At 40.9% G+C, this 19,028-nt stretch carries 19 protein-coding genes; 14 read left to right on the top strand and 5 right to left on the bottom strand.

Going from position 1 to position 19,028, the window contains the following annotated elements; translation table 11 throughout:
• Positions 1 to 317 precede the first annotated feature (317 nt).
• Positions 318 to 1,292 carry a GTPase Era gene (gene era / locus AC5JL8_RS24940; RefSeq protein ID WP_495882360.1) on the bottom strand — a complete coding sequence of 325 codons (975 nt, stop codon included), beginning with the start codon at positions 1,290 to 1,292 and terminating at the stop codon, positions 318 to 320.
• Positions 1,293 to 1,793: 501 nt separating this feature from the next.
• Positions 1,794 to 2,924, bottom strand: a complete 1,131-nt coding sequence (locus tag AC5JL8_RS24935) for a succinylglutamate desuccinylase/aspartoacylase family protein (protein ID WP_495882359.1) — start codon at positions 2,922 to 2,924, stop codon at positions 1,794 to 1,796.
• Positions 2,925 to 3,094: 170 nt separating this feature from the next.
• Here AC5JL8_RS24935 and AC5JL8_RS24930 point away from each other — a divergent pair, with 170 nt between their 5' ends.
• The 6 genes from AC5JL8_RS24930 to AC5JL8_RS24905 all read left to right on the top strand — a co-directional run bounded on the left by AC5JL8_RS24930 (position 3,095) and on the right by AC5JL8_RS24905 (position 5,333).
• Complete coding sequence (locus AC5JL8_RS24930) at positions 3,095 to 3,604, top strand: tetratricopeptide repeat protein (RefSeq protein ID WP_495882358.1); 510 nt, start codon at positions 3,095 to 3,097, stop codon at positions 3,602 to 3,604.
• A 164-nt stretch (positions 3,605 to 3,768) separates the two neighbouring features.
• Positions 3,769 to 4,128: a hypothetical protein gene (locus AC5JL8_RS24925; protein WP_495882357.1), complete on the top strand. Its 360-nt coding sequence runs from the start codon at positions 3,769 to 3,771 to the stop codon at positions 4,126 to 4,128.
• A 47-nt stretch (positions 4,129 to 4,175) separates the two neighbouring features.
• Positions 4,176 to 4,466, top strand: coding sequence for a hypothetical protein (locus tag AC5JL8_RS24920; RefSeq protein ID WP_229484378.1), 291 nt, complete (start codon positions 4,176 to 4,178; stop codon positions 4,464 to 4,466).
• Positions 4,463 to 4,882 carry a type II toxin-antitoxin system VapC family toxin gene (locus AC5JL8_RS24915; protein WP_495882356.1) on the top strand — a complete coding sequence of 140 codons (420 nt, stop codon included), beginning with the start codon at positions 4,463 to 4,465 and terminating at the stop codon, positions 4,880 to 4,882. Before AC5JL8_RS24920 ends, AC5JL8_RS24915 begins: the two co-directional genes overlap by 4 nt.
• Positions 4,883 to 4,901: 19 nt before the next feature.
• Positions 4,902 to 5,114 carry a hypothetical protein gene (locus AC5JL8_RS24910; RefSeq protein WP_495882355.1) on the top strand — a complete coding sequence of 71 codons (213 nt, stop codon included), beginning with the start codon at positions 4,902 to 4,904 and terminating at the stop codon, positions 5,112 to 5,114.
• A gap of 66 nt (positions 5,115 to 5,180) precedes the next feature.
• Complete coding sequence (locus AC5JL8_RS24905) at positions 5,181 to 5,333, top strand: hypothetical protein (protein WP_495882354.1); 153 nt, start codon at positions 5,181 to 5,183, stop codon at positions 5,331 to 5,333.
• A gap of 32 nt (positions 5,334 to 5,365) precedes the next feature.
• On the opposite strand, the gene AC5JL8_RS24900 is transcribed toward AC5JL8_RS24905, so the two are convergent.
• Complete coding sequence (locus AC5JL8_RS24900; protein ID WP_495882353.1) at positions 5,366 to 6,004, bottom strand: histidine phosphatase family protein; 639 nt, start codon at positions 6,002 to 6,004, stop codon at positions 5,366 to 5,368.
• Positions 6,005 to 6,082: 78 nt separating this feature from the next.
• A complete protein-coding gene (locus tag AC5JL8_RS24895) occupies positions 6,083 to 6,454 on the bottom strand; it encodes a hypothetical protein (protein ID WP_495882352.1) in 372 nt (123 codons plus the stop codon).
• Positions 6,455 to 6,494: 40 nt separating this feature from the next.
• Between AC5JL8_RS24895 and AC5JL8_RS24890 the strand changes: the two genes are divergently transcribed.
• The 5 genes from AC5JL8_RS24890 to tatC all read left to right on the top strand — a co-directional run bounded on the left by AC5JL8_RS24890 (position 6,495) and on the right by tatC (position 14,698).
• Complete coding sequence (locus AC5JL8_RS24890) at positions 6,495 to 6,677, top strand: hypothetical protein (protein ID WP_495882351.1); 183 nt, start codon at positions 6,495 to 6,497, stop codon at positions 6,675 to 6,677.
• A 136-nt stretch (positions 6,678 to 6,813) separates the two neighbouring features.
• Positions 6,814 to 8,223, top strand: coding sequence for a carotenoid oxygenase family protein (locus tag AC5JL8_RS24885; RefSeq protein ID WP_495882364.1), 1,410 nt, complete (start codon positions 6,814 to 6,816; stop codon positions 8,221 to 8,223).
• Positions 8,224 to 9,368: 1,145 nt separating this feature from the next.
• The gene (locus tag AC5JL8_RS24880) at positions 9,369 to 10,628 is read left to right on the top strand and encodes an FAD-dependent hydroxylase (RefSeq protein ID WP_495882350.1); all 1,260 of its coding nucleotides are present in this window, start codon (positions 9,369 to 9,371) and stop codon (positions 10,626 to 10,628) included.
• A gap of 594 nt (positions 10,629 to 11,222) precedes the next feature.
• On the top strand, positions 11,223 to 13,418 hold the full coding sequence (locus AC5JL8_RS24875; protein ID WP_495882349.1) for a lytic transglycosylase domain-containing protein: 2,196 nt from the start codon (positions 11,223 to 11,225) through the stop codon (positions 13,416 to 13,418).
• A 443-nt stretch (positions 13,419 to 13,861) separates the two neighbouring features.
• The gene (gene tatC / locus AC5JL8_RS24870) at positions 13,862 to 14,698 is read left to right on the top strand and encodes a twin-arginine translocase subunit TatC (RefSeq protein WP_495882348.1); all 837 of its coding nucleotides are present in this window, start codon (positions 13,862 to 13,864) and stop codon (positions 14,696 to 14,698) included.
• 331 nt (positions 14,699 to 15,029) lie between these two features.
• Here tatC and AC5JL8_RS24865 read toward each other — a convergent pair whose 3' ends face one another.
• The gene (locus tag AC5JL8_RS24865; protein WP_495882347.1) at positions 15,030 to 15,338 is read right to left on the bottom strand and encodes a DUF3067 family protein; all 309 of its coding nucleotides are present in this window, start codon (positions 15,336 to 15,338) and stop codon (positions 15,030 to 15,032) included.
• Between the two features lie 230 nt (positions 15,339 to 15,568).
• Between AC5JL8_RS24865 and petC the strand changes: the two genes are divergently transcribed.
• From petC to AC5JL8_RS24850, 3 genes are all read left to right on the top strand, one after another.
• Positions 15,569 to 16,108 (top strand): cytochrome b6-f complex iron-sulfur subunit, encoded by a 540-nt coding sequence (gene petC / locus AC5JL8_RS24860; protein ID WP_495882346.1) that lies wholly within the window; start codon positions 15,569 to 15,571, stop codon positions 16,106 to 16,108.
• Between the two features lie 133 nt (positions 16,109 to 16,241).
• Complete coding sequence (gene petA / locus AC5JL8_RS24855; RefSeq protein WP_495882345.1) at positions 16,242 to 17,243, top strand: cytochrome f; 1,002 nt, start codon at positions 16,242 to 16,244, stop codon at positions 17,241 to 17,243.
• Positions 17,244 to 17,924: 681 nt separating this feature from the next.
• Positions 17,925 to 18,386, top strand: a complete 462-nt coding sequence (locus AC5JL8_RS24850) for a tRNA (cytidine(34)-2'-O)-methyltransferase (protein WP_495882344.1) — start codon at positions 17,925 to 17,927, stop codon at positions 18,384 to 18,386.
• Positions 18,387 to 19,028: the final 642 nt, after the last annotated feature.

Below are 19,028 nucleotides of genomic sequence, written 5' to 3'. Positions count from 1 at the left end.
ACTGGGGATTAGGAACTGGGGATTAGGGACTGGGGATTAGGAACTGGGGATTAGGGACTGGGGGCTGGAAGGGGACAAGGGGACAAGGGGACTGGGGGCTGGAAGCAAGAATAATTATTCAATTCAGAACTTACGCACTCAGATCCCCCAACCCCCTTAGAAAGGGCAGCCACTGCGCCCTTGCGGGTTCCCCGACTCCCTCAGTGGCGTGGCTTTAGACGTTCCCCCCTTAAAAAGGGGGGCTAGGGGGGATCGGGGTTTCAGGCTTGGGTGCGTAAGTCCGACAATTAACTTTCCCCCTGCCCCCTGCTTTATTGCTACTCTTCCACGCGATAACCCAACTCTGCTAAACTAACGCGAGACTGCCGCCATTTAGGTTGTACTTTCACGAACAGTTCTAGGTAGACTTTGCCAGAAATTAACTTTTGAATTTGTTCGCGCGCTGCACTACCGATCGCTTTTAGCATTGAGCCACCTTTGCCAATGAGAATGCCTTTTTGGGAATCTCGTTCGACGTTTATGGTGGCGAGTACACGGGTAATAGTTGGGGTTTCTTCCACCAAATCAATAGCGATCGCTACTGAATGGGGAACTTCTTCACGAGTTAACAGCAAAATCTGTTCTCGAATCAATTCCCCCATAATAAAGCGTTCTGGTTGGTCTGTTACTAAGTCAGGAGGATAGTAATAAGGCCCGGTTTCTAAATGTTCAATTAATAAGTTTTGCAGTTGTGGCAATTCTGCACCGGTCTTGGCAGAAAATTTCACTGTTTGCCATTGATGAGACTCAGCCAACTTTATGTAACTATCATCTATTAGTTGGGAGTCTGTTGCTTGTTGGTCAATTTTATTCAACCCCAAAATTACTGGTGTTTCGCTGCGAGTCAGCAAATCAGCAATAAAGCGATCGCCTGCACCACAAGGTACTGTTCCATCTACTACAAACAACACCACATCTACTGATTCGATTGCAATTTTGGCATTTTGTACCAGCACTTCCCCCAATTGATGATGGGGTTTATGAATACCTGGTGTATCCACAAAAATTAGCTGTGCTTCTGGTGTAGTTAAAATCCCCCGCAAACGATTGCGTGTAGTTTGCGCTATCGGTGAAGTGATAGCAATTTTTTGACCTACTAATTGATTCATTAAAGTAGATTTACCGACATTAGGGCGACCAATAATGCCGATAAATCCTGATTTGAATTCAGGAGGAGCTTGGGGAATCGATACTTCTCCTGAAAAAGAGAAGATGTCATTATCAATACTAGTCACCTTTAGCTCCACCGTCATACTTTACAGTTGGGATAATTTGATTTCTTGCTTAAACACAGAACAAACATAAGATCACCCTGGCATTTTCTGAAGATTGCCTTTGTTTAAGTTTAATCTACTACTAAATATATTGCGCTTAAATGCAAAAAAAAGAGATAAGACCACACAAACTCAAGGAGCTTTTATCTCTTAGAGAATATTGCTTTAATGTAAATACTATGCTGCAATTGTATTGCAATATGACATGAATACTAGATTAATAGAAAATTATGAGATTTTAACAAGTTAATCTAGATAATACTATATTGATGAGTGCTTACGCTGTAGTTTAATATTCCTGTCGGAGCATTACACCGTTTTAATTTACTTTACGGGCTAAAGGTTTTCTTAATAAATTATAAATAAGAGTATTCTTGTTTTATAATGGATAACTATTATAAATAATTATTAGTTTATTTTGCTGCTGGCAGATCAGGATTGATTGAATTATTACCGTTCATCAGCAGTCTCTACTAGAAGTCACGACTCAAGAATTCCTAGTACAAATTCACCTTCATTCACAGCCTGATTGCTGGAAATATCGTAAACTAATCCATCTTGTTCAGCGCAAACATCAATTACATTAGGTAATTTACCTTCTTTATTAAAACTAAGAATTTGGTACAGTCTATCTCCTGCTTTGACTGTGCTACCTAATTCGATTCTAGATTGGATCATGCCACCCGCGATCGCATAATATTTTTTCCGGTTGCTGCTAGATGTAAAAGTCATTTCATGGGTTTTTATCTCATCTGATAAATTAGGAATTTGCAGTACACCTTTTTGCGCTAAATAGTTTTTCACACCCCGTACACCTTTGGCAACTGAATCAGGGTTCATTTGCATTCCTGAGCCTAATTCTAGTGTCCAAGCTTCCATATCAAACTTGATTTCTCTACCCAAATCTTTAAAACAAGCTTCCAGTGCTAACCAAGGTTTGATAAAAGCTTCATCAAAAGCATCACCATCATATTTATCAAGCAATATTCCGAAATCAAGCAGGAAGTATTTTGCACTATCTTCTCGATTTCGGAAGTAATAAACGTAGTCTAAAGCTTGATTTGTAGAACTATGTAAATCAATTAAGTAATCTGCATCTAAACTGAGACTTTGTAGTTTGTAGGCAAAAAGCTCAGTATAAGGGACATTACTAGAAGAATTAATTTTTTCTAAAATTTTAGCAAACTTTTCTTTAATTATAGTTAGATAATTTTGTCTAACGACCTCTGTATTTATATGAAGTTGAGATTTAGTAAAAGCTACTAAATCATCAGCTTCTTTTTCATAGTCCCAAAAAATGCGGTTCCAGTCTTTGGCTTCGTAAATGCAGTATCGTCCAGAAGAGAAATGATGAGCGCGCTCATTTGTACCCATTGGATTACACACGGGAACCAACCAAATTTCTCCTATTAAATTAGTATCATTTATTGTTAATAAAAACTCAATTAACTGGTGAATGACGGCATTACCAGCAATTTCTGCACCGTGCAAATTAGATTGAATGTAAACCTTTTTACCAGGTTGAGCGCCGATGAATTTGTATAGTTGTAAGTAGAGGCGATCGCCCGAAGCCATTTGACGTAATACAATGCTTTCAATAACTGGCAGCATGAAATAACTCGGTGATGATTTGAGTAAATTATCGCTGTATCTGTACTGAATTAAAAGCCTAGTCCAATAGAATTTGCTGATTTCATTTCCGTAATTAGCTAACCTCTGCGTGAAGGGAATTAGTCAGGGGAGAGTGTATCGCCACAGCAGTTGCAGCAGGCCGTAAGTCCATGTCTATTGACAAAATGCGCCCCAGTCCTAAAGGAAATTTACCTTTACAAGATTGGCTTGTGCCTGTGTTGTATCAGCAGGAACCGTATACGCCTTTTGTTCCTAAAAAGACCAGTGCTGCTAGAGAATATCACCACCTGGGCATAGTAGCCCAAGAGCAACGGCAGTTTGATGTGGCTGTTGATTATTATCAAAAAACCTATAAAGTTTTTGAACAATTCCGTGATTGGCGTAAGGCTTCACAAACATTGGGTAAGTGGGGAAGGGTTTTAGAAGCTCAAGAAAATTATGCTGAGGCTTTGCAAATTTACATTAGTACTTTAGCCATTGACCTAGAGCATAATGAAGAGTGGCTTGGTTCAGATATCAATGATTTAGCCCGTATGCTCCAGCAGTTAGGCGAAAGTCAGTTTCAAACCATTTGGCGCGAAGCGACGGGTAAAGAGTGCGCTGGAGAGTATCACAAGGCAATTTGGGCAGCGCGAGATAGGCTAGAAACAGAGCCGTAGAACGCAGTGCAAGATTTATTGCCAACGTCAAATCATTCATAAGTTTTATTTAAGCATTGGTTGCGATCGCACAGAGCGCACTACCCTAAAGAGCGATCGCATAAGCTTTTGTCAAAAAGTTGTAATGTTAAGCCTTAATGTCGTAACCTTAAGCCTTAATCTTAATGATGCTGGTGATTAATGTTGTAATGTTAAGCCTTAATGTCGTAACTTTAAGCCTTAATGTTGTAGCGTTAAGCCTTAAGGTTATAGCGTTAAGCCTTAATGTCGTAGCGTTAAGACTTAATGTTGTAATGTTGGTGACGACAAGACATTCACTTATAACTGCGATCGTTGATTCAGGTACTATTTTGCAGCCAGTTCCATCCTTGGAAACTTTTACTGAGTCACAGCCAGAGAAGCCGAAAAGACAAACAAAAATCAAAGCTTTGCAAGGCTGGTTTGAAAAAACACAACCTACGCCTTCTGATTTTGACCCAGACCAAGCCCGATGGAAAGCTTTAAAGGAGAAACATAATCTGTGAAATTGCCTGAAATATTATTTAATTATATATAGATGAGGAAAAGCAATATGCAAGCCTACAAGCTGAACGCCACAATTGACGAATCCGGTCATTTAATTATTGACGAACCTCTAAATATTGCTCCAGGGACGGTAGAAGTGATTATTTTGCAGCCAGTTCCATCCTTGGAAAGTTCTAGAGAAAATCAAATTCAGTCCCAGCCTGAAAAGCAAAAAAGAATAGTGGAATGCTCTATACCCATTTTGAAAGAGTGGTTGGAAAGTACAGAGCCAACTCCTTCAGATTTTGACCCTGACCAAGCCAAATGGGAATATTTGAGGGAGAAACATAATCTGTGAGAGTCTTACTAGACACTAATATAATTTTGGATTTTGCTCTTGAACGCCATCCCTTTTACAGCAACACTATACAAGTATTCTCATTTATTTATCAAAAACAAATAGAAGGTTATCTTTCTGCTTCTACTTTTAGTGACCTCTACTACATCATTCGGAAAGATAAAGGTCGAGCATCTGCTCTATCCCTTTTAAATAGAATTGTAACCTTCTGTCAAGTCGCAACAGTAGACAGTACCACAATCAATATGGCATTAACTGCTAACTTTAAAGATTTTGAAGACGCTATTCAATACAGCGCTGCGGTACTCAATCACTTAGATGCTATTATTACTCGCAACCCTAGAGATTTTCCAGTTGTTACTCCCAGAATTATCACACCTGAAGAGTTGATTCAGGAACTAACAAATACTCCATAAATAATTAAGTTAAATATATATGAATGCCCAATTAACCCCTGTCGAAATCCAAGAACTTCAGCAAATTCTCCAAGGCGATACCACAACCCAACCAGCGCTCACTGCTTTGCAACAAAACAACGGTGACTTAGAAGCGAGTTTTGATGCACTTTGGCAAGAGAAGTTCGGCAAAACAGATTATGGCAAAGGTAAATCTCTGTTGCAGTTAACTATTGTTGAAATCCGGGCGTAAATTTGCGGCGATGATGGTTTACGGGGCAAAATCACAGAATACACCAAAAACCCCGGTAGTGCTTCTTTGTTTAACAGTGTTATTGGTTCGCTGGTTGCTGTTGCAGCAGTAAATGGCATCCCGATTGATGGTGCGATCGCCACAATTGTGGTGTTATATATTGTCAAAATTGGGATAAATGTTTTCTGCAAATATACTGAACCAGATACCAATTCGTAATTGAGAAATTTAGCTTTTGAATTTTGAATTGTTCAAGTTCCTGGTAAATTGCGTAACCGCTCATCTAAATGGGTACGATCTGCTAAAGCTTTCAATAGTGGCCCGTGTGAACCAAATTCTACAATACTAACCGAACCAACTGGGCAGCCTAAACGATAGCGGAAGCGTCCGACATCAATACCCAACAGACTGCACAGAATAATTCTGATGGTTGCCTTGTGAGCAACTACTAAAATATTGCCACTACTGTAAACAGATTTGATTTCTTCAATTACCTGCAAGGCGCGAGCAGCTATTGTAATTGCCATTTCACCGTCAGTTGGGCCATACCACGCTGGATCTGCTGACCAACGCAGATAATCATCGTGATATTCTTGGCTGATTATTTCAGGCGTTTTTCCTTCCCATTTACCGTAATTAATTTCTTTTAAACCATCCCTTAGTTCTGGTTCCATCCCTATAGCTGCACAAAGGGGTGCTGCTGTCGCCAAAGTTCGCTTCATAGGACTGGAAAAAACCGCCTTCCACGGAGTAGAAATGTATGCAGCCGCAAACGCCTTGGCCATTTCCAAGCCATCTGGAGTCAGCTCCGAGTCTATAGAACCGGAAAAAGCATTCTTACGGCTGGATTCTGTTTGTCCGTGACGAAGGAAATAAAGAGTTAGAGTCAAGGTATTTTCTCACTGACTTTGAACTTGAAAGGTGGTCAACTCACAAATGGGTTGACTGTGGTATTTTAGTACCATTTTTTAACTAGTTGTTTGGGGAATCTGCTGCTCTAAGCGAGTTTGTAGTTCCGCCATCAAATTGTCCCCACTGCGTCTAGCTTCCCAAGGGCCAGAGTGGCGACGACCTATGTTCCATTTTCCCTGTATATAGTCTTCATTTTCTGATAGGGTTCCAATATATTTGATTGGAGAAGGTGAGGTAATTAAATAGCGTTTGGTAAAGCTGATGCTACGCCCAATCACTTCACCAGTAATTTGGGCTTCTCCTAAATAGTTGTCATCTAAAATAGAGCCACTTAAATTATTGCCACTTTGGACAAACACTGCTTCAAAACGGCTAGGGATTCCTTCTTGCCAGTAGGTTCCCAGCCAAGTACCACTGAGGTCTACCATGAGCTTTTTCCAGCACTTATTATCATTTAAAGATATTCTCATGTCAGAGATCGCAAATATTACAACTTTGAATAAGCAAAGTTACGATCGCCCGTATGAAGACACGCCTGTTCTTCCAGAACAGGCTCCCTTAAAGCGGAGCTTTGAGGTAGCCGCACAGAGTGCGGTTGGGCAACAGGGCGCGCTACGCAATCGCCTGTTTTATTACTTTAATTTAATCTAACTTCAGGTAGATGCTTTACTGCCTGGTATCCGTATGCGGCTGGAGTCAAACTGTATTGCACAGCACGAAAAAGGCGATCGCTAATATATTAGGAAAAGTGCCGGATTTAGATTTACTCCCTATGACGACTAATACTATCCCAACAACAGCAGTTAATCCGTATCTTGATGGCAACTTTGCACCAGTCCGGGAAGAAATCACTGCGGACACTTTGCAAGTAATAGGTCAGCTACCTCCCGAACTATCAGGGATGTTTGTACGTAATGGCCCTAACCCTCAATGGCCACCTATAGGTAAATACCATTGGTTTGATGGGGATGGAATGTTGCACGGCGTGCAAATTAGCAATGGCAAAGCCAGTTATCGTAATCGCTACGTACAAACAGCAGGATGGAAAATTGAGCATGAGGCAGGTAAAGCTATCTGGAGTGGTCTTTTAGAACCGCCGCAAATAGATAACCACCACGGTACTTACAAAAATGTTGCCAATACTGCGCTTACGTGGCATGGCGGCCAACTTTTGGCGCTGTGGGAAGGTGGTGCGCCTCACGCCATTCAAGTTCCTGAGTTAAAGACAACTGGCGAACACACTTATAATGGCAAGCTGGTTTCTGCTTTCACAGCCCATCCCAAAGTAGATCCGGTGACAGGCGAAATGATGTTTTTTGGCTATTCATTCACGCCACCTTACCTGCAATATAGTGTGGTTTCAGCAACTGGTGAATTGTTGCGAACAGTGCCGATTGATTTACCAATAGGCGTGATGATGCACGATTTTGCCATCAGCGAAAATTACACAATTTTTATGGATCTGCCCTTAACTTTCAGACCAGGACGAATGCAAAAGGGAGAACCGCTAATGATGTTTGAGCGCGATCGCCCCAGCCGCTTTGGTATTGTGCCACGTTATGGCGACAATAGTAATATTCGTTGGTTTGAAAGTCCGGCTTGCTACGTCTTCCATACCCTCAACGCCTACGAAGAGGGAGACGAAGTGGTTCTTGTCGCCTGTCGCATGAATTCCACTAATGTTTTAGTTACTGAACACACGGAAATTGATTCTCAAGGAGATATTCCCTACTTACATCAGTGGCGATTTAACCTGAAAACAGGGTCAGTACGCGAAGAAAAGTTAGATGATGTGGCTGCGGAATTTCCCCGCGTTAACGAAAACTTTTTGGGGCGACAAACACGATATGGCTACGCTGGCAAAATGGCAAACAGTATCGTACCTTTATTTGAGGGTGTAATTAAATACGACCTCAGCAGTGGTCAATCCCAAACCCATGAATTTGGCCGGGGACGTTACGGCGGTGAAGCTGTATTTGCGCCACGTCCTGATGCAACCGCTGAAGATGAAGGCTGGCTGATCACTTTTGTCTACGATGAAGGTTCCGCAACTTCTGAGTTAATAGTAGTCAATGCCCAAGATGTAACAGGTGAACCTGTAGCACGGGTATTAATTCCCCAGCGAGTACCTTACGGATTCCACGGTGCTTGGGTAACTGAGGAACAGTTGAATTGGGGATTAGGGATTAGGAATTAGGGACGGGGATTCAAAACCATACCTAATCCTGTAAGAACATCTTAAAAGTCAAGAATCCCAAAGCGGCGTCCCTCCCTAACCAGATTCTTAATTGGTTGTGGAGGAACGCCGCGATCCTTTGAAGCATTTGGTGTTGGGCATTGCCCAACCTACATTTAAGCTTTAAGAGTAGGAAATTTTTTCAAAAACAAAACCCGATTCCTCAGCTATTTTTTTACTTTCTATTTGTAGCTACATGAGTATGAAATAGTATTAATTGAACCTTAGCTGATAAATATTTAATTGATATAAATATAGTGCGCTGTCAAATGAGGTAGCTACCAGTCAAAATTATTTGGACAGAGAAAACATTAGAAAACTACATAGAAAATTTACAAAAATAACAAGATAATTTTGCACCCTTTTGCCATACTGTTATAGTCTGTTGCTTCATGAGATGAAAAATCTCAAATAGAGAAGTTAGCTTGAGCTTAAATCCTGGCTCCATCTCTTGCTGCCCTCCGATTTGAGGCTACTATGTAGCTGCCTTAATGAAGAAATAGTTACTGCTAACTTCCTTGCCTAACAGATATATGATTTATTTTTGATTTTCCCGTAACTACACACTATACCATTTAAGCCTGCTGCCATTGGTAGTAGGCTTTTTGTAGTTCTTAGTTTACGAAGACTACCAAAATCAAGTAAATCAATTAAGTTATAAGCAATATCTAGAAGCAATGCTTATTTCAGTTCTCAATAGTTTTTTTGAGCTTCAAGTGTAGGGTGGGCAATGCTAGCCCTGCCAAGGTGGTTACAAGTATCCCAAAAACCTTGATTTCGGTCAAATTATTTTTTGCGATCGCATTGGGGCTTGTTAGAAATCATCATTTTTGTCAACAATTTTATTTTATTGATAATTGGTGCTTGGCAAGAAGTGACGGATTAAATGTCAAATTGACCGTTACCTCAATCGATACGCAATTTTTGACATTTTTAGAGATGCTTTAATGTCACCTTGACAGGGCTAGGTGGGCATTGCTCACCCTACTACTGCTACGTATATGTTCAAAAATTAAATAGGAATCGTATATTCAACCCGATTAACTTGCTCTAGACCGCCTGATCGCGTAAGAATAATAGTTAAGATGCTGTAATTTGTCTTAACAATGCCGCTAACACAGCTTGCTCAAACCTTAAACCCTCCCCAAACACCAACAGACAAACGGGGATATGATTATGATTTGGTAATTGTAGGCGGCGGGATTATTGGATTAACCCTAGCCTCTGCTTTAAAAGATTCCGGCTTGACTATACTCCTGGTTGAAGCCAAAGTAGTATCAGCAGCAGTAGCCAAAGGACAAGCATACGCGATTCATATGCTGTCGGCGCTAATTTATCAGGGAATTGGAATTTGGGACAAAATTCTGCCTCAAATCGCCAAATATAGCCGTGTTCGCCTTTCTGATGCTGATTATTCCGAGGTGGTAGAATTTGAAACAGCAGATTTAGGTACGCCAGAGTTGGGTTATGTGGCGGAACACCAAGCGCTGTTGCAGCCCTTGCAGGAGTTTGTCCAAGATTGTCCAAATGTAACGTACTTATGTCCCGCTGAGGTGGTAAACACAGAGTATCACCAGGACATAGTAGCCATAGATATTAAGGTGGCTGAGGAGATCCGAACAGTCCGAAGTAAATTATTGGTAGCCGCAGATGGGGCGCGATCGCCTATTCGCCAAGCTGCGGGTATTAAAACCTTGGGTTGGAAATATTGGCAGTCCTGCATTGTAGCCTTTGTTCAGCCAGAAAAACCCCACAACAATACTGCCTACGAAAAATTCTGGACTAGTGGGCCATTTGCGATTTTACCTTTACCAGGGAACCGCTGCCGCATTGTATGGACAGCACCGCACGAAGAAGCAAAAGCCTTATGTGCCTTAGATGATGAGCAATTTTTAGCAGAACTAACTCGTCGTTATGGCAATCAGATGGGTAAGTTGAAATTATTGGGCGATCGCTTTATTTTTCCAGTACAACTCATGCAAAGCGATCGCTATGTCTTACCCCGATTGGCATTAATTGGTGATGCAGCACACAATTGTCATCCCGTTGGTGGACAAGGTTTAAATCTGGGGATTCGAGATGCAGCTGCTTTAGCGCAAGTGCTACAAACAGCAAACGCAGCTAGTGAAGATATTGGCAACATTAGGATACTCAAACGTTATGAACGCTGGCGTCAGCGAGAGAACCTGACAATTTTAGGTTTCACCGATTTGTTAGATCGGATGTTTTCTAATAACTTCTTACCTGTGTTAATAGTTCGCCGTATCGGTTTATCGATTGTGCGGCGAGTGCCTGCACTCAAAATATTTATTCTCAAGTTAATGATCGGTTTGAAGGGGCGTACTCCAGAATTAGCAAAACGTTAAATTCATCCCCTGGTTAAAATACGGGGGATTTTTATTAACTGCACTCAGGAAATTCTCATACACGTAATTGCTATTTGTCAAATTTTAAAAATATTTACAATACCTTTTGTAAAAGCCTTTTTTACGTTCTTCTTTGCGTCTTTGCGACCGAGGCGTAAAATAAACTTTTAGCCGTGAATTTGGGTTTCATCTGTCTCTTGGTTTTAATACACTGATAATAAAATATATAATTTATATTTATTTTGGATTTTAATAGCATAATTGCGCTTTAATATATAAGAAACACAAGGGTTTTGGCAGCAGGGTAAATGATGAAATAATATATAAAAAAATCAAGGAAAAACGTGTGTTTAGGATTATTAAAGGCACGCAATCGTTATCTGCTCACCTAAAATTAGAGCATTATATCCTTATAGATAGATGCCATAGAATAAAGTAGGCGCTAAAACAAAGCCCAGCACCCGAAAAAGCTAGAATTGATAAAATTGCACTGTTTGTTACAAAATTAAAAACCAAAAATGAAAAAGTGGCAACATTGCCCATGAGTAATGTTAAAGTTTCAAGAAATTAATCTAAAATTTTCAGCGAGTATCAATGCTGAAGCAGCTAAAAAAAAATCCAATTCCTATAATTGCCGGGGCAGGGCTAGCCGCCTTTTTAGCCGGGGCAATGGTTTCAGCACCTGAGATTGGGAAATCCTTGGGGCAATGGCTAAAACATGGCAGTAATCACTCTGAGCAAATATCTGAAGCAACAAAAGCTACATCAGCCGTTTACCCGCTGATATCACAATCTCTGCCAGAACGGGCGGCAAAATTAGCACAGATCGCCCAAAATTCTCGTTCGGCAGACCGAAACCGTGCGCGTTATCTATTGGCCAGTGATTACATTGAAAGAACGCAAGCAAGAAAAGCGCTAAGTTTACTCGAAGGGCTAGAGAAAGACTATCCTATCCTAGCTCCCTACATTTTGCTGAAACAGGCGCAAGCACAGGATATGCTCGGCGAAGACGGCAAAGCTTCAGATCTTAGACAAAAAGTATTCAAACAGTATCCCAAAGAAGCAGCCACAGCTAAAGCGATTTATCTGATTGCTCAACCGAAGTTACAGGACATAGCGATCGTTCAATTTCCCTCTCATCCGTTAACTTGGGAAATTATCCGCCAGCGATTGCAAATAAATCCTAATCAGCCGCAATTACAGTTGATTTTGGCAAAATATGCCGCAGATCAACCAGGAATAGTTGAGGTATTGGATGACCTAACAAAGCAATTTACTATCAAGCTTGAAGATTGGGAAACTATCGGTACAGCTTACTGGACAAATAATCAATTTGAAAAAGCAGCAAAAGCTTATGCCAGAGCACCCAAGACAGCTCGCAACCTCTACCGTATTGGCCGCGGTTTGCAAGTAGCAGGCAAAGAACAGGCAAAAGCGATCGCCACTTATCAACAACTAGTACAAAAATTTCCAGAAGCTAAAGAAACTGGGACTGCCTTGCTGCGTCTAGCAGAAATGGCAAAAACCCGTAAAGATGCTCTGCCTTATCTTGATCAAGTAATTAATCAATTTCCAGATTTAGCTGGTAAGGCACTCGTAGAAAAAGCCAAAATTTTCCAAGCCCTCAAGGATAATCAGTCAGCGGAGCAGGCATGGCAATTACTCATAGCCAAATATGGAAATTCTGACGAAGCGGCAGAGTATCGTTGGAAAATAGCCCAAGAAAAAGCAAAAGCTAGAGATTATGCAGGTGCTTGGCAATGGGCAGAACCAATTACTACTAACAATCCAAAAAGTATATTGGCTCCTAGAGCAGGTTTTTGGGTGGGTAAATGGGCAACTAACTTAGGAAAGCAGGAAGAAGCTAAAGCCGCTTATGAATATGTAATTGGCGAATTTCCCTACTCTTACTATGCATGGCGATCGGCAGCAATTCTGGGGCTGAATGTTGGTAACTTTAATACCCTGCGCCAAATGAACCCGGAAATTATCCCACCTCAGCGTCCTGTGCCTACCGCTGGTTCTGAGACTTTTAAAGAATTGTATCTACTCGGTCAAGACCGTGATGCTTGGTTGCAATGGGAGACAGAATTCCAAAATAAAGACCAGCCTACAGTTGCAGAACAATTTACTCAGGGCTTGATGCAGCTAGTAAGGGGAGAAAATAAGTTAGGAATTGACACAATTTCTAAATTGGAAGACCGAGAAATACCAGAAGAACAAGCCCAATATCAAACTCTTAGTCAACAGGTAACTTACTGGCAAGCCCGTTATCCATTTCCTTATCTCCAAGAAATTGAAAAGTGGTCTACTGACCGCCAACTCAATCCTTTATTAGTGACTGCTCTTATCCGTCAAGAGTCTCGGTTTGAATCTAGAGCCAAATCTGTTGCTAATGCCTCTGGCTTAATGCAAGTATTACCATCAACAGCTAAATGGATTGCCCCCCAAATCAAGTTGGATTTCAAAACAATTAACCTAGAAAATCCCAACGATAACGTTATGTTAGGGACTTGGTATCTGGATCATACGCATCAGCAATATAGTAATAACTCCCTGTTAGCGATCGCTAGTTATAACGCTGGCCCAGGTAATGTTTCCAAATGGCTGCAAACTTTGCCTACACAAGATCCAGATGAATTTGTCGAAAAAATTCCTTTTGACGAAACCAAAAATTATGTCCGTCAAGTATTAGGTAACTATTGGAATTATTTAAGACTTTACAATCCAGAAATTTCTGCTTTAGTAGGACAATACTCAAAGACACACCCAAAATTGCCGACGCAGTAATGTGCTGAAGCAAAAAATAATAGGCAAATCAGCTAAAAATTCCAAAAGCTAAGACGGCAGAGTTTGCTAGATGCGAGCAATACCTCATAGCACGCTTTTATCTCCGTGCCGCCCTACTTACCACTGTGCGGGAGCCTACCTTCGCGCGTCTATAACGGAACGGCAGTCGCTACAACTGGGAGGCAGTCCGTTCACACCATACTTGTAGACACCCGTAGGGCTTCCGGTAGGGCAGGAACTTTCATGGGAACCCCCCGAAGGCGCTGCCTCGGTAACTTACCTAATCAGGAGACACAAGCCTTTTACTTAAAAGTCAACCTAACATTTTTAACGAAAAAGATGTTGGGTAAAAATTTATCGAAGTTGCAAAGTAACTAAAAACCTGTCTTGCTTGCTGCTTCCCCAGATAAAATAGTTAACAAATGTTGCCTAATAGCTGACTCATGACGCCACAAGACTTAGACACTGTACCGCAATCCGATTCACCAGGGGAATACCCAGATGCAGCTGCCTCAAATTCTCCCGATATAGATACGGAAGAATATGACAACTCAGAGATTGATCCTCTTGATGAGTTGCCAGATGAAATCGAAATGTCGTTTTTCGACCACCTAGAGGAGTTGCGACAACGAATTTTTTATGCGCTAATTGTGTCCGTAATAAGTATTGTCGGCTGTTTCTTTTACGTCAGGCCAATTGTCCAGCTATTGGAAGTTCCCGCACAAGGAATAAAATTTCTCCAACTTGCGCCAGGAGAATATTTCTTTGTTTCCCTGAAAGTCGCAGCCTACAGCGGCTTATTAATTTCTAGCCCCTTTATCCTTTTCCAAATTATCCAATTTGTTCTCCCCGGACTCACTCGCCGCGAACGCCGCTTGTTAGGGCCTGTAGTTTTGGGGTCGAGTGTGCTGTTTGCCGCAGGGTTAGTATTTGCTTATTTTCTCCTTATCCCCGCAGCTTTAAACTTCTTTATCAGTTACGGTGCAGATGTAGTAGAACAACTGTGGTCGATTGAAAAATATTTTGAATTTGTTTTGTTGTTGTTATTCAGCACTGGTTTAGCATTTCAAATTCCTGTAATCCAACTTTTGCTAGGTGCTTTGGGAATTGTTTCTTCTAATCAAATGCTTTCGGGTTGGCGTTACGTGATTATAGGAGCAGTTGTTTTAGGTGCCATCCTTACACCTTCAACTGACCCCCTGACCCAAAGTCTTTTAGCAGGAGCAGTACTAGGGCTTTATTTCGGTGGTATTGGTCTAGTGAGGCTGACAGGCAAATAATAATTCGTAATTGATAATTCGTAATTCGTAATTCGTAATTTTCATCCTACGGATAAATTCGTGATTTTCAATAAAGATGATTCGCACCCTGTCAATATTATTTGTCATTATGAATTACGAAATTAAATCTGAATTGTTTGATTACGAATTATTAATTACTAGTTGATATTAGGAATCATTCTAGATGATGAGGAAGTTACTTTAATTTTGCTAGAGAGGGATATTTTATTGGCAAAAAAATTTATAGTAAGCCCTATATTTAAAATCTATATAGAAATTATGAGCTTATTGTTAAAGCTATTAATAGACAAGGTATAAAGATAAGAGCAAATCATAATATCCATTCTGAAGAACGCTCACCCAAATCAAGAGGAATGCTCACAGCTTTGCCAAGTCGCGGACGATCGCGTGTTTGTGTAATAAATATTTGCACTTGTGTTGTCCCACCTAAAGCATGAAGGTAACTGGCAATGGTATCGAGATGGGTTTGATACTCATCTTCACTCATGGGAAAAGAGGCTTGCTCTAAATATTTCCACATTACTTGCAGAAATATCTTGCCTTGGGAGCGGCGCAATTGGACATCATAAGAGCGTCCCCACTTATCAAGCAACAGTTGACGTAATTCTTGTCCTGTCATAGGTTGTCTTAGATTGAATTTTACATTTAGTTATGATGTTAAGTTCCGTAACTCAAGTATGATAAGGATATAAAGAAATGTAATGCTAACAGAAAAGATGCTAGAAATATCTTGGAACAGAGAAGTATGGCATTTTTGTGGGCGTTAGCATTTCGACTCAGATAAGAGCTACTTAACTATTAGTACTCTTATCAAAATGCTTAACAAAATACACAAAGAGCGCGTAGATTATGGCTCAATTTTCTGAATCAGCAGACGTGCCCGATATGGGGCGTCGTCAATTCATGAATCTGCTCACTTTTGGAACCGTCACTGGAGTGGCTCTGGGTGCATTGTATCCCGTTGTCAAGTATTTTATTCCACCTGCTACAGGTGGCACTGGTGGCGGTACAACGGCAAAAGATGAACTGGGCAACGATGTTAGCGTCAGTAAATTTCTAGCAAGCCATAATGTAGGCGATCGCTCCCTAGTTCAGGGACTCAAGGGCGACCCGACTTATCTTGTAGTAGAAAGCAAAGAAGCGATCGGCGATTACGGTATTAATGCCATCTGCACCCACTTAGGTTGTGTTGTCCCCTGGAATGTGGCTGAGAACAAGTTTAAATGTCCTTGTCACGGTTCCCAATATGACGCAACTGGTAAGGTTGTCCGGGGCCCAGCACCGCTTTCTTTGCCTTTGGCGCATACCAAAGTAGAAGACGACAAAGTTGTCTTAACTCCTTGGAATGAAACCGACTTCCGCACCGGCGATGCACCTTGGTGGGCTTAATCAGTGCTGAGTTGTTAGCTCTAAGTTGAAAGTCAAGAGTATAAATTTAGGCTCTTGACTAATAACTAATAACTAACGACCAATGACTAATAACCAATGACTAATTTATGAGAGAATCGTTGCCCCTACAGAGATGAGAAATGCTTTTACAACAGCGAGGTTAACTCGCAGTACTAGAGCAATAGTAAAAACATTGCTCATAGCGATCGCTACCGTGACATTTTTCTTCACCAGCGATCTAGCCCTTCCCCAAGCTGCTGCTGCCTATCCTTTCTGGGCACAGCAAACCTATCCAGAAACACCCCGCGAACCAACTGGGCGAATCGTTTGTGCCAACTGTCACCTAGCAGCAAAGCCGGCAGAAGTGGAAGTTCCCCAATCAGTGCTACCTGATACTGTGTTTAAAGCAGTAGTGAAAATCCCCTACGATACCAGCTTGCAGCAGGTTGGTGCTGATGGCTCCAAAGTCGGCTTAAACGTCGGTGCGGTATTGATGCTACCCGAAGGCTTCAAGATTGCTCCTGAAGAACGTATTTCTGAGGAGTTAAAGGAAGAAGTCGGCGATGTTTTCTTCCAACCCTACAGTGAAGATAAAGACAACGTTGTCATCGTCGGCCCCCTACCAGGTGAACAGTATCAGGAAATCGTCTTCCCAGTTCTTTCGCCTAACCCCGCAACCGATAAAAACATCCACTTCGGTAAATATTCAGTTCACTTAGGTGCAAACCGGGGACGCGGACAAGTTTACCCAACTGGTGAGAAGAGCAACAACTCTGTTTACAGCGCTTCGGCTACTGGCACAATTAGCAAGATTGCTAAAGAAGAAGATGAAGACGGTAACGTTAAGTATGCTGTAAGCATCAAAACCGACTCTGGTGAAGTTGTCTCTGATACGATTGCTTTAGGGCCAGAACTGATTGTTTCTGAGGGGCAAGCAGTAAAAGCAGGTGATGCTTTAACCAACAATCCTAACGTTGGTGGATTTGGTCAACAAGATGCAGAGATTGTATTGCAAGATGCTAATAGAATCAAAGGGTTAATTGCATTCATTGCACTTGTAATGTTGGCTCAAGTCATGCTGGTCTTGAAGAAGAGGCAGGTTGAGAAAGTCCAAGCAGCAGAAATGAATTTCTAAATTCTTTGCTAATTAATTAATTTAAGGACAGGCAAATTGCCTGTTTTTTCTTTTGTGCTTTTTGCGTTCTAGACTGTAGAAAAATGCTTCTTATACGCCAATACGGTTCAGTTAAGAAAGTTCCTCTATGGAGGCAAGGGAACAGGGGGAAGAAAAAACAGACTTATCTGAACTGTATTGTCTTATACGCAATACTTTCGCCAACAGTAAGAAGGATGCGGCTAGATAAACATAGACGCATTCGCGTTGTTGCAGCCTCTCATAAATAAGCATTACCGCCTTGAAGTATGCACCCAACCCTACGGTAAGCCTTACTCTTCTCCGAACGGAGAAGGGCTTTATAAGAACAGCTACTACTCGACCACATTAATTACGAGAGGTTCGTAGTGAGCGATAAATTGCTCAAAATCAAAGGCTAAAGCCCTAGCTACGAACTTTCATAAGCCCTCGTAATTAATGACATAAAACACTACCAGATGATATTCAAAAAAGTTAGTATTTGGTGAGTTTAGTGAAAAACACTCTCAAATATTGCTCTAAAAGGTCTTTTCTCTGTTTTAAAAATCTAATCGTTAGATATTGCTTGATAATTATTAAGAAAACCTATAGATAACTTAAATCCTCTGATAGAATTTGCAAGTTTAAGCTTTGTTTTTTAAAATACATTCTCGACACTGAACAATGCCCCAGGTAGTTTTAGTCAACCCGCAAATTCCCCCTAATACAGGTAATATTGCTCGTACTTGTGCTGCTACTGGCACAGAATTACATTTGGTAGGGCCTCTAGGGTTTGAAATTAGCGATCGCTACCTCAAAAGAGCTGGTTTAGATTACTGGCCTTATGTCAAGCTACATTATCACGAATCACTAGAAGCTTTTAAAAACCTGCATCAGGAGCGTGGAGGTAGATGGTTAGGTTTTAGTGTTGGCGGTAGTTTGAATTATAGCCAATTTCAATTTCAAACTGATGATTGGTTGCTGTTTGGCAGTGAAACCACTGGCTTACCATCAATAGTTCTATCAGCTTGTGATGCTACCCTCTACATTCCTATGGCTCAACCACAAGTTCGCAGTTTAAATCTTTCTGTAAGTGTAGCAGTGGGTTTGTTTGAAGCTCGTCGTCAGTTAGGTTATTTACAGTAGGTCAATCTATTATTTCTAAGTAAAAATACTTAAAATAATTTTGGTACTCAATCTAAATAAGTAATTTATCTGAACAACAATATCCGTTGTTACAGCTATAAAAAGGGGAATGGGTATACTTGATTGTGAAAGTTGCTCTAAAACAAGGTCAAAAATGCTGACAAATAAGTATGGGCTTATATAAGAAATTTGTATAGGAAACACGAGACGATTCCAAATTTGAATGATAGATTTTGATGAATTTCAATTATCTAGACATGGGGAACAAAAACCTTAAAAGCTAGTCTTAAAGGGCATTTAAAGGTTTTTGGTTTCATTAGGATTTGGAAGAACCGTAAAATTAGCTGTGAGTTTATACGGTTGCCTTTTAGGGAATAAACAACGTAAAGTCTCGTGTTGGAAGACGGATTGTCTAAAAATATCTTGAAGATATCTACAGCAGGGGGAATTGCCTTTCTAAAAGTCGTAGCAACTCAATTGTTGATAGCAATAGTGGTTCTAGCAAAGTGTGATGTCTAGTCCCTGCAATTTCAGCAAGAGCAGCACAGACAACTGCAAAGTGCAACAAATCCTAGGGTGTGAGGAGTGGAACGGACAAGTCAGCACAGCAATTTTAAGTTTTGCTAAAAGGTGTGAACTTGT

The organism is Mojavia sp. (assembly GCF_059505145.1).
This window is presented reverse-complemented; position numbering and strand designations above follow the sequence as displayed.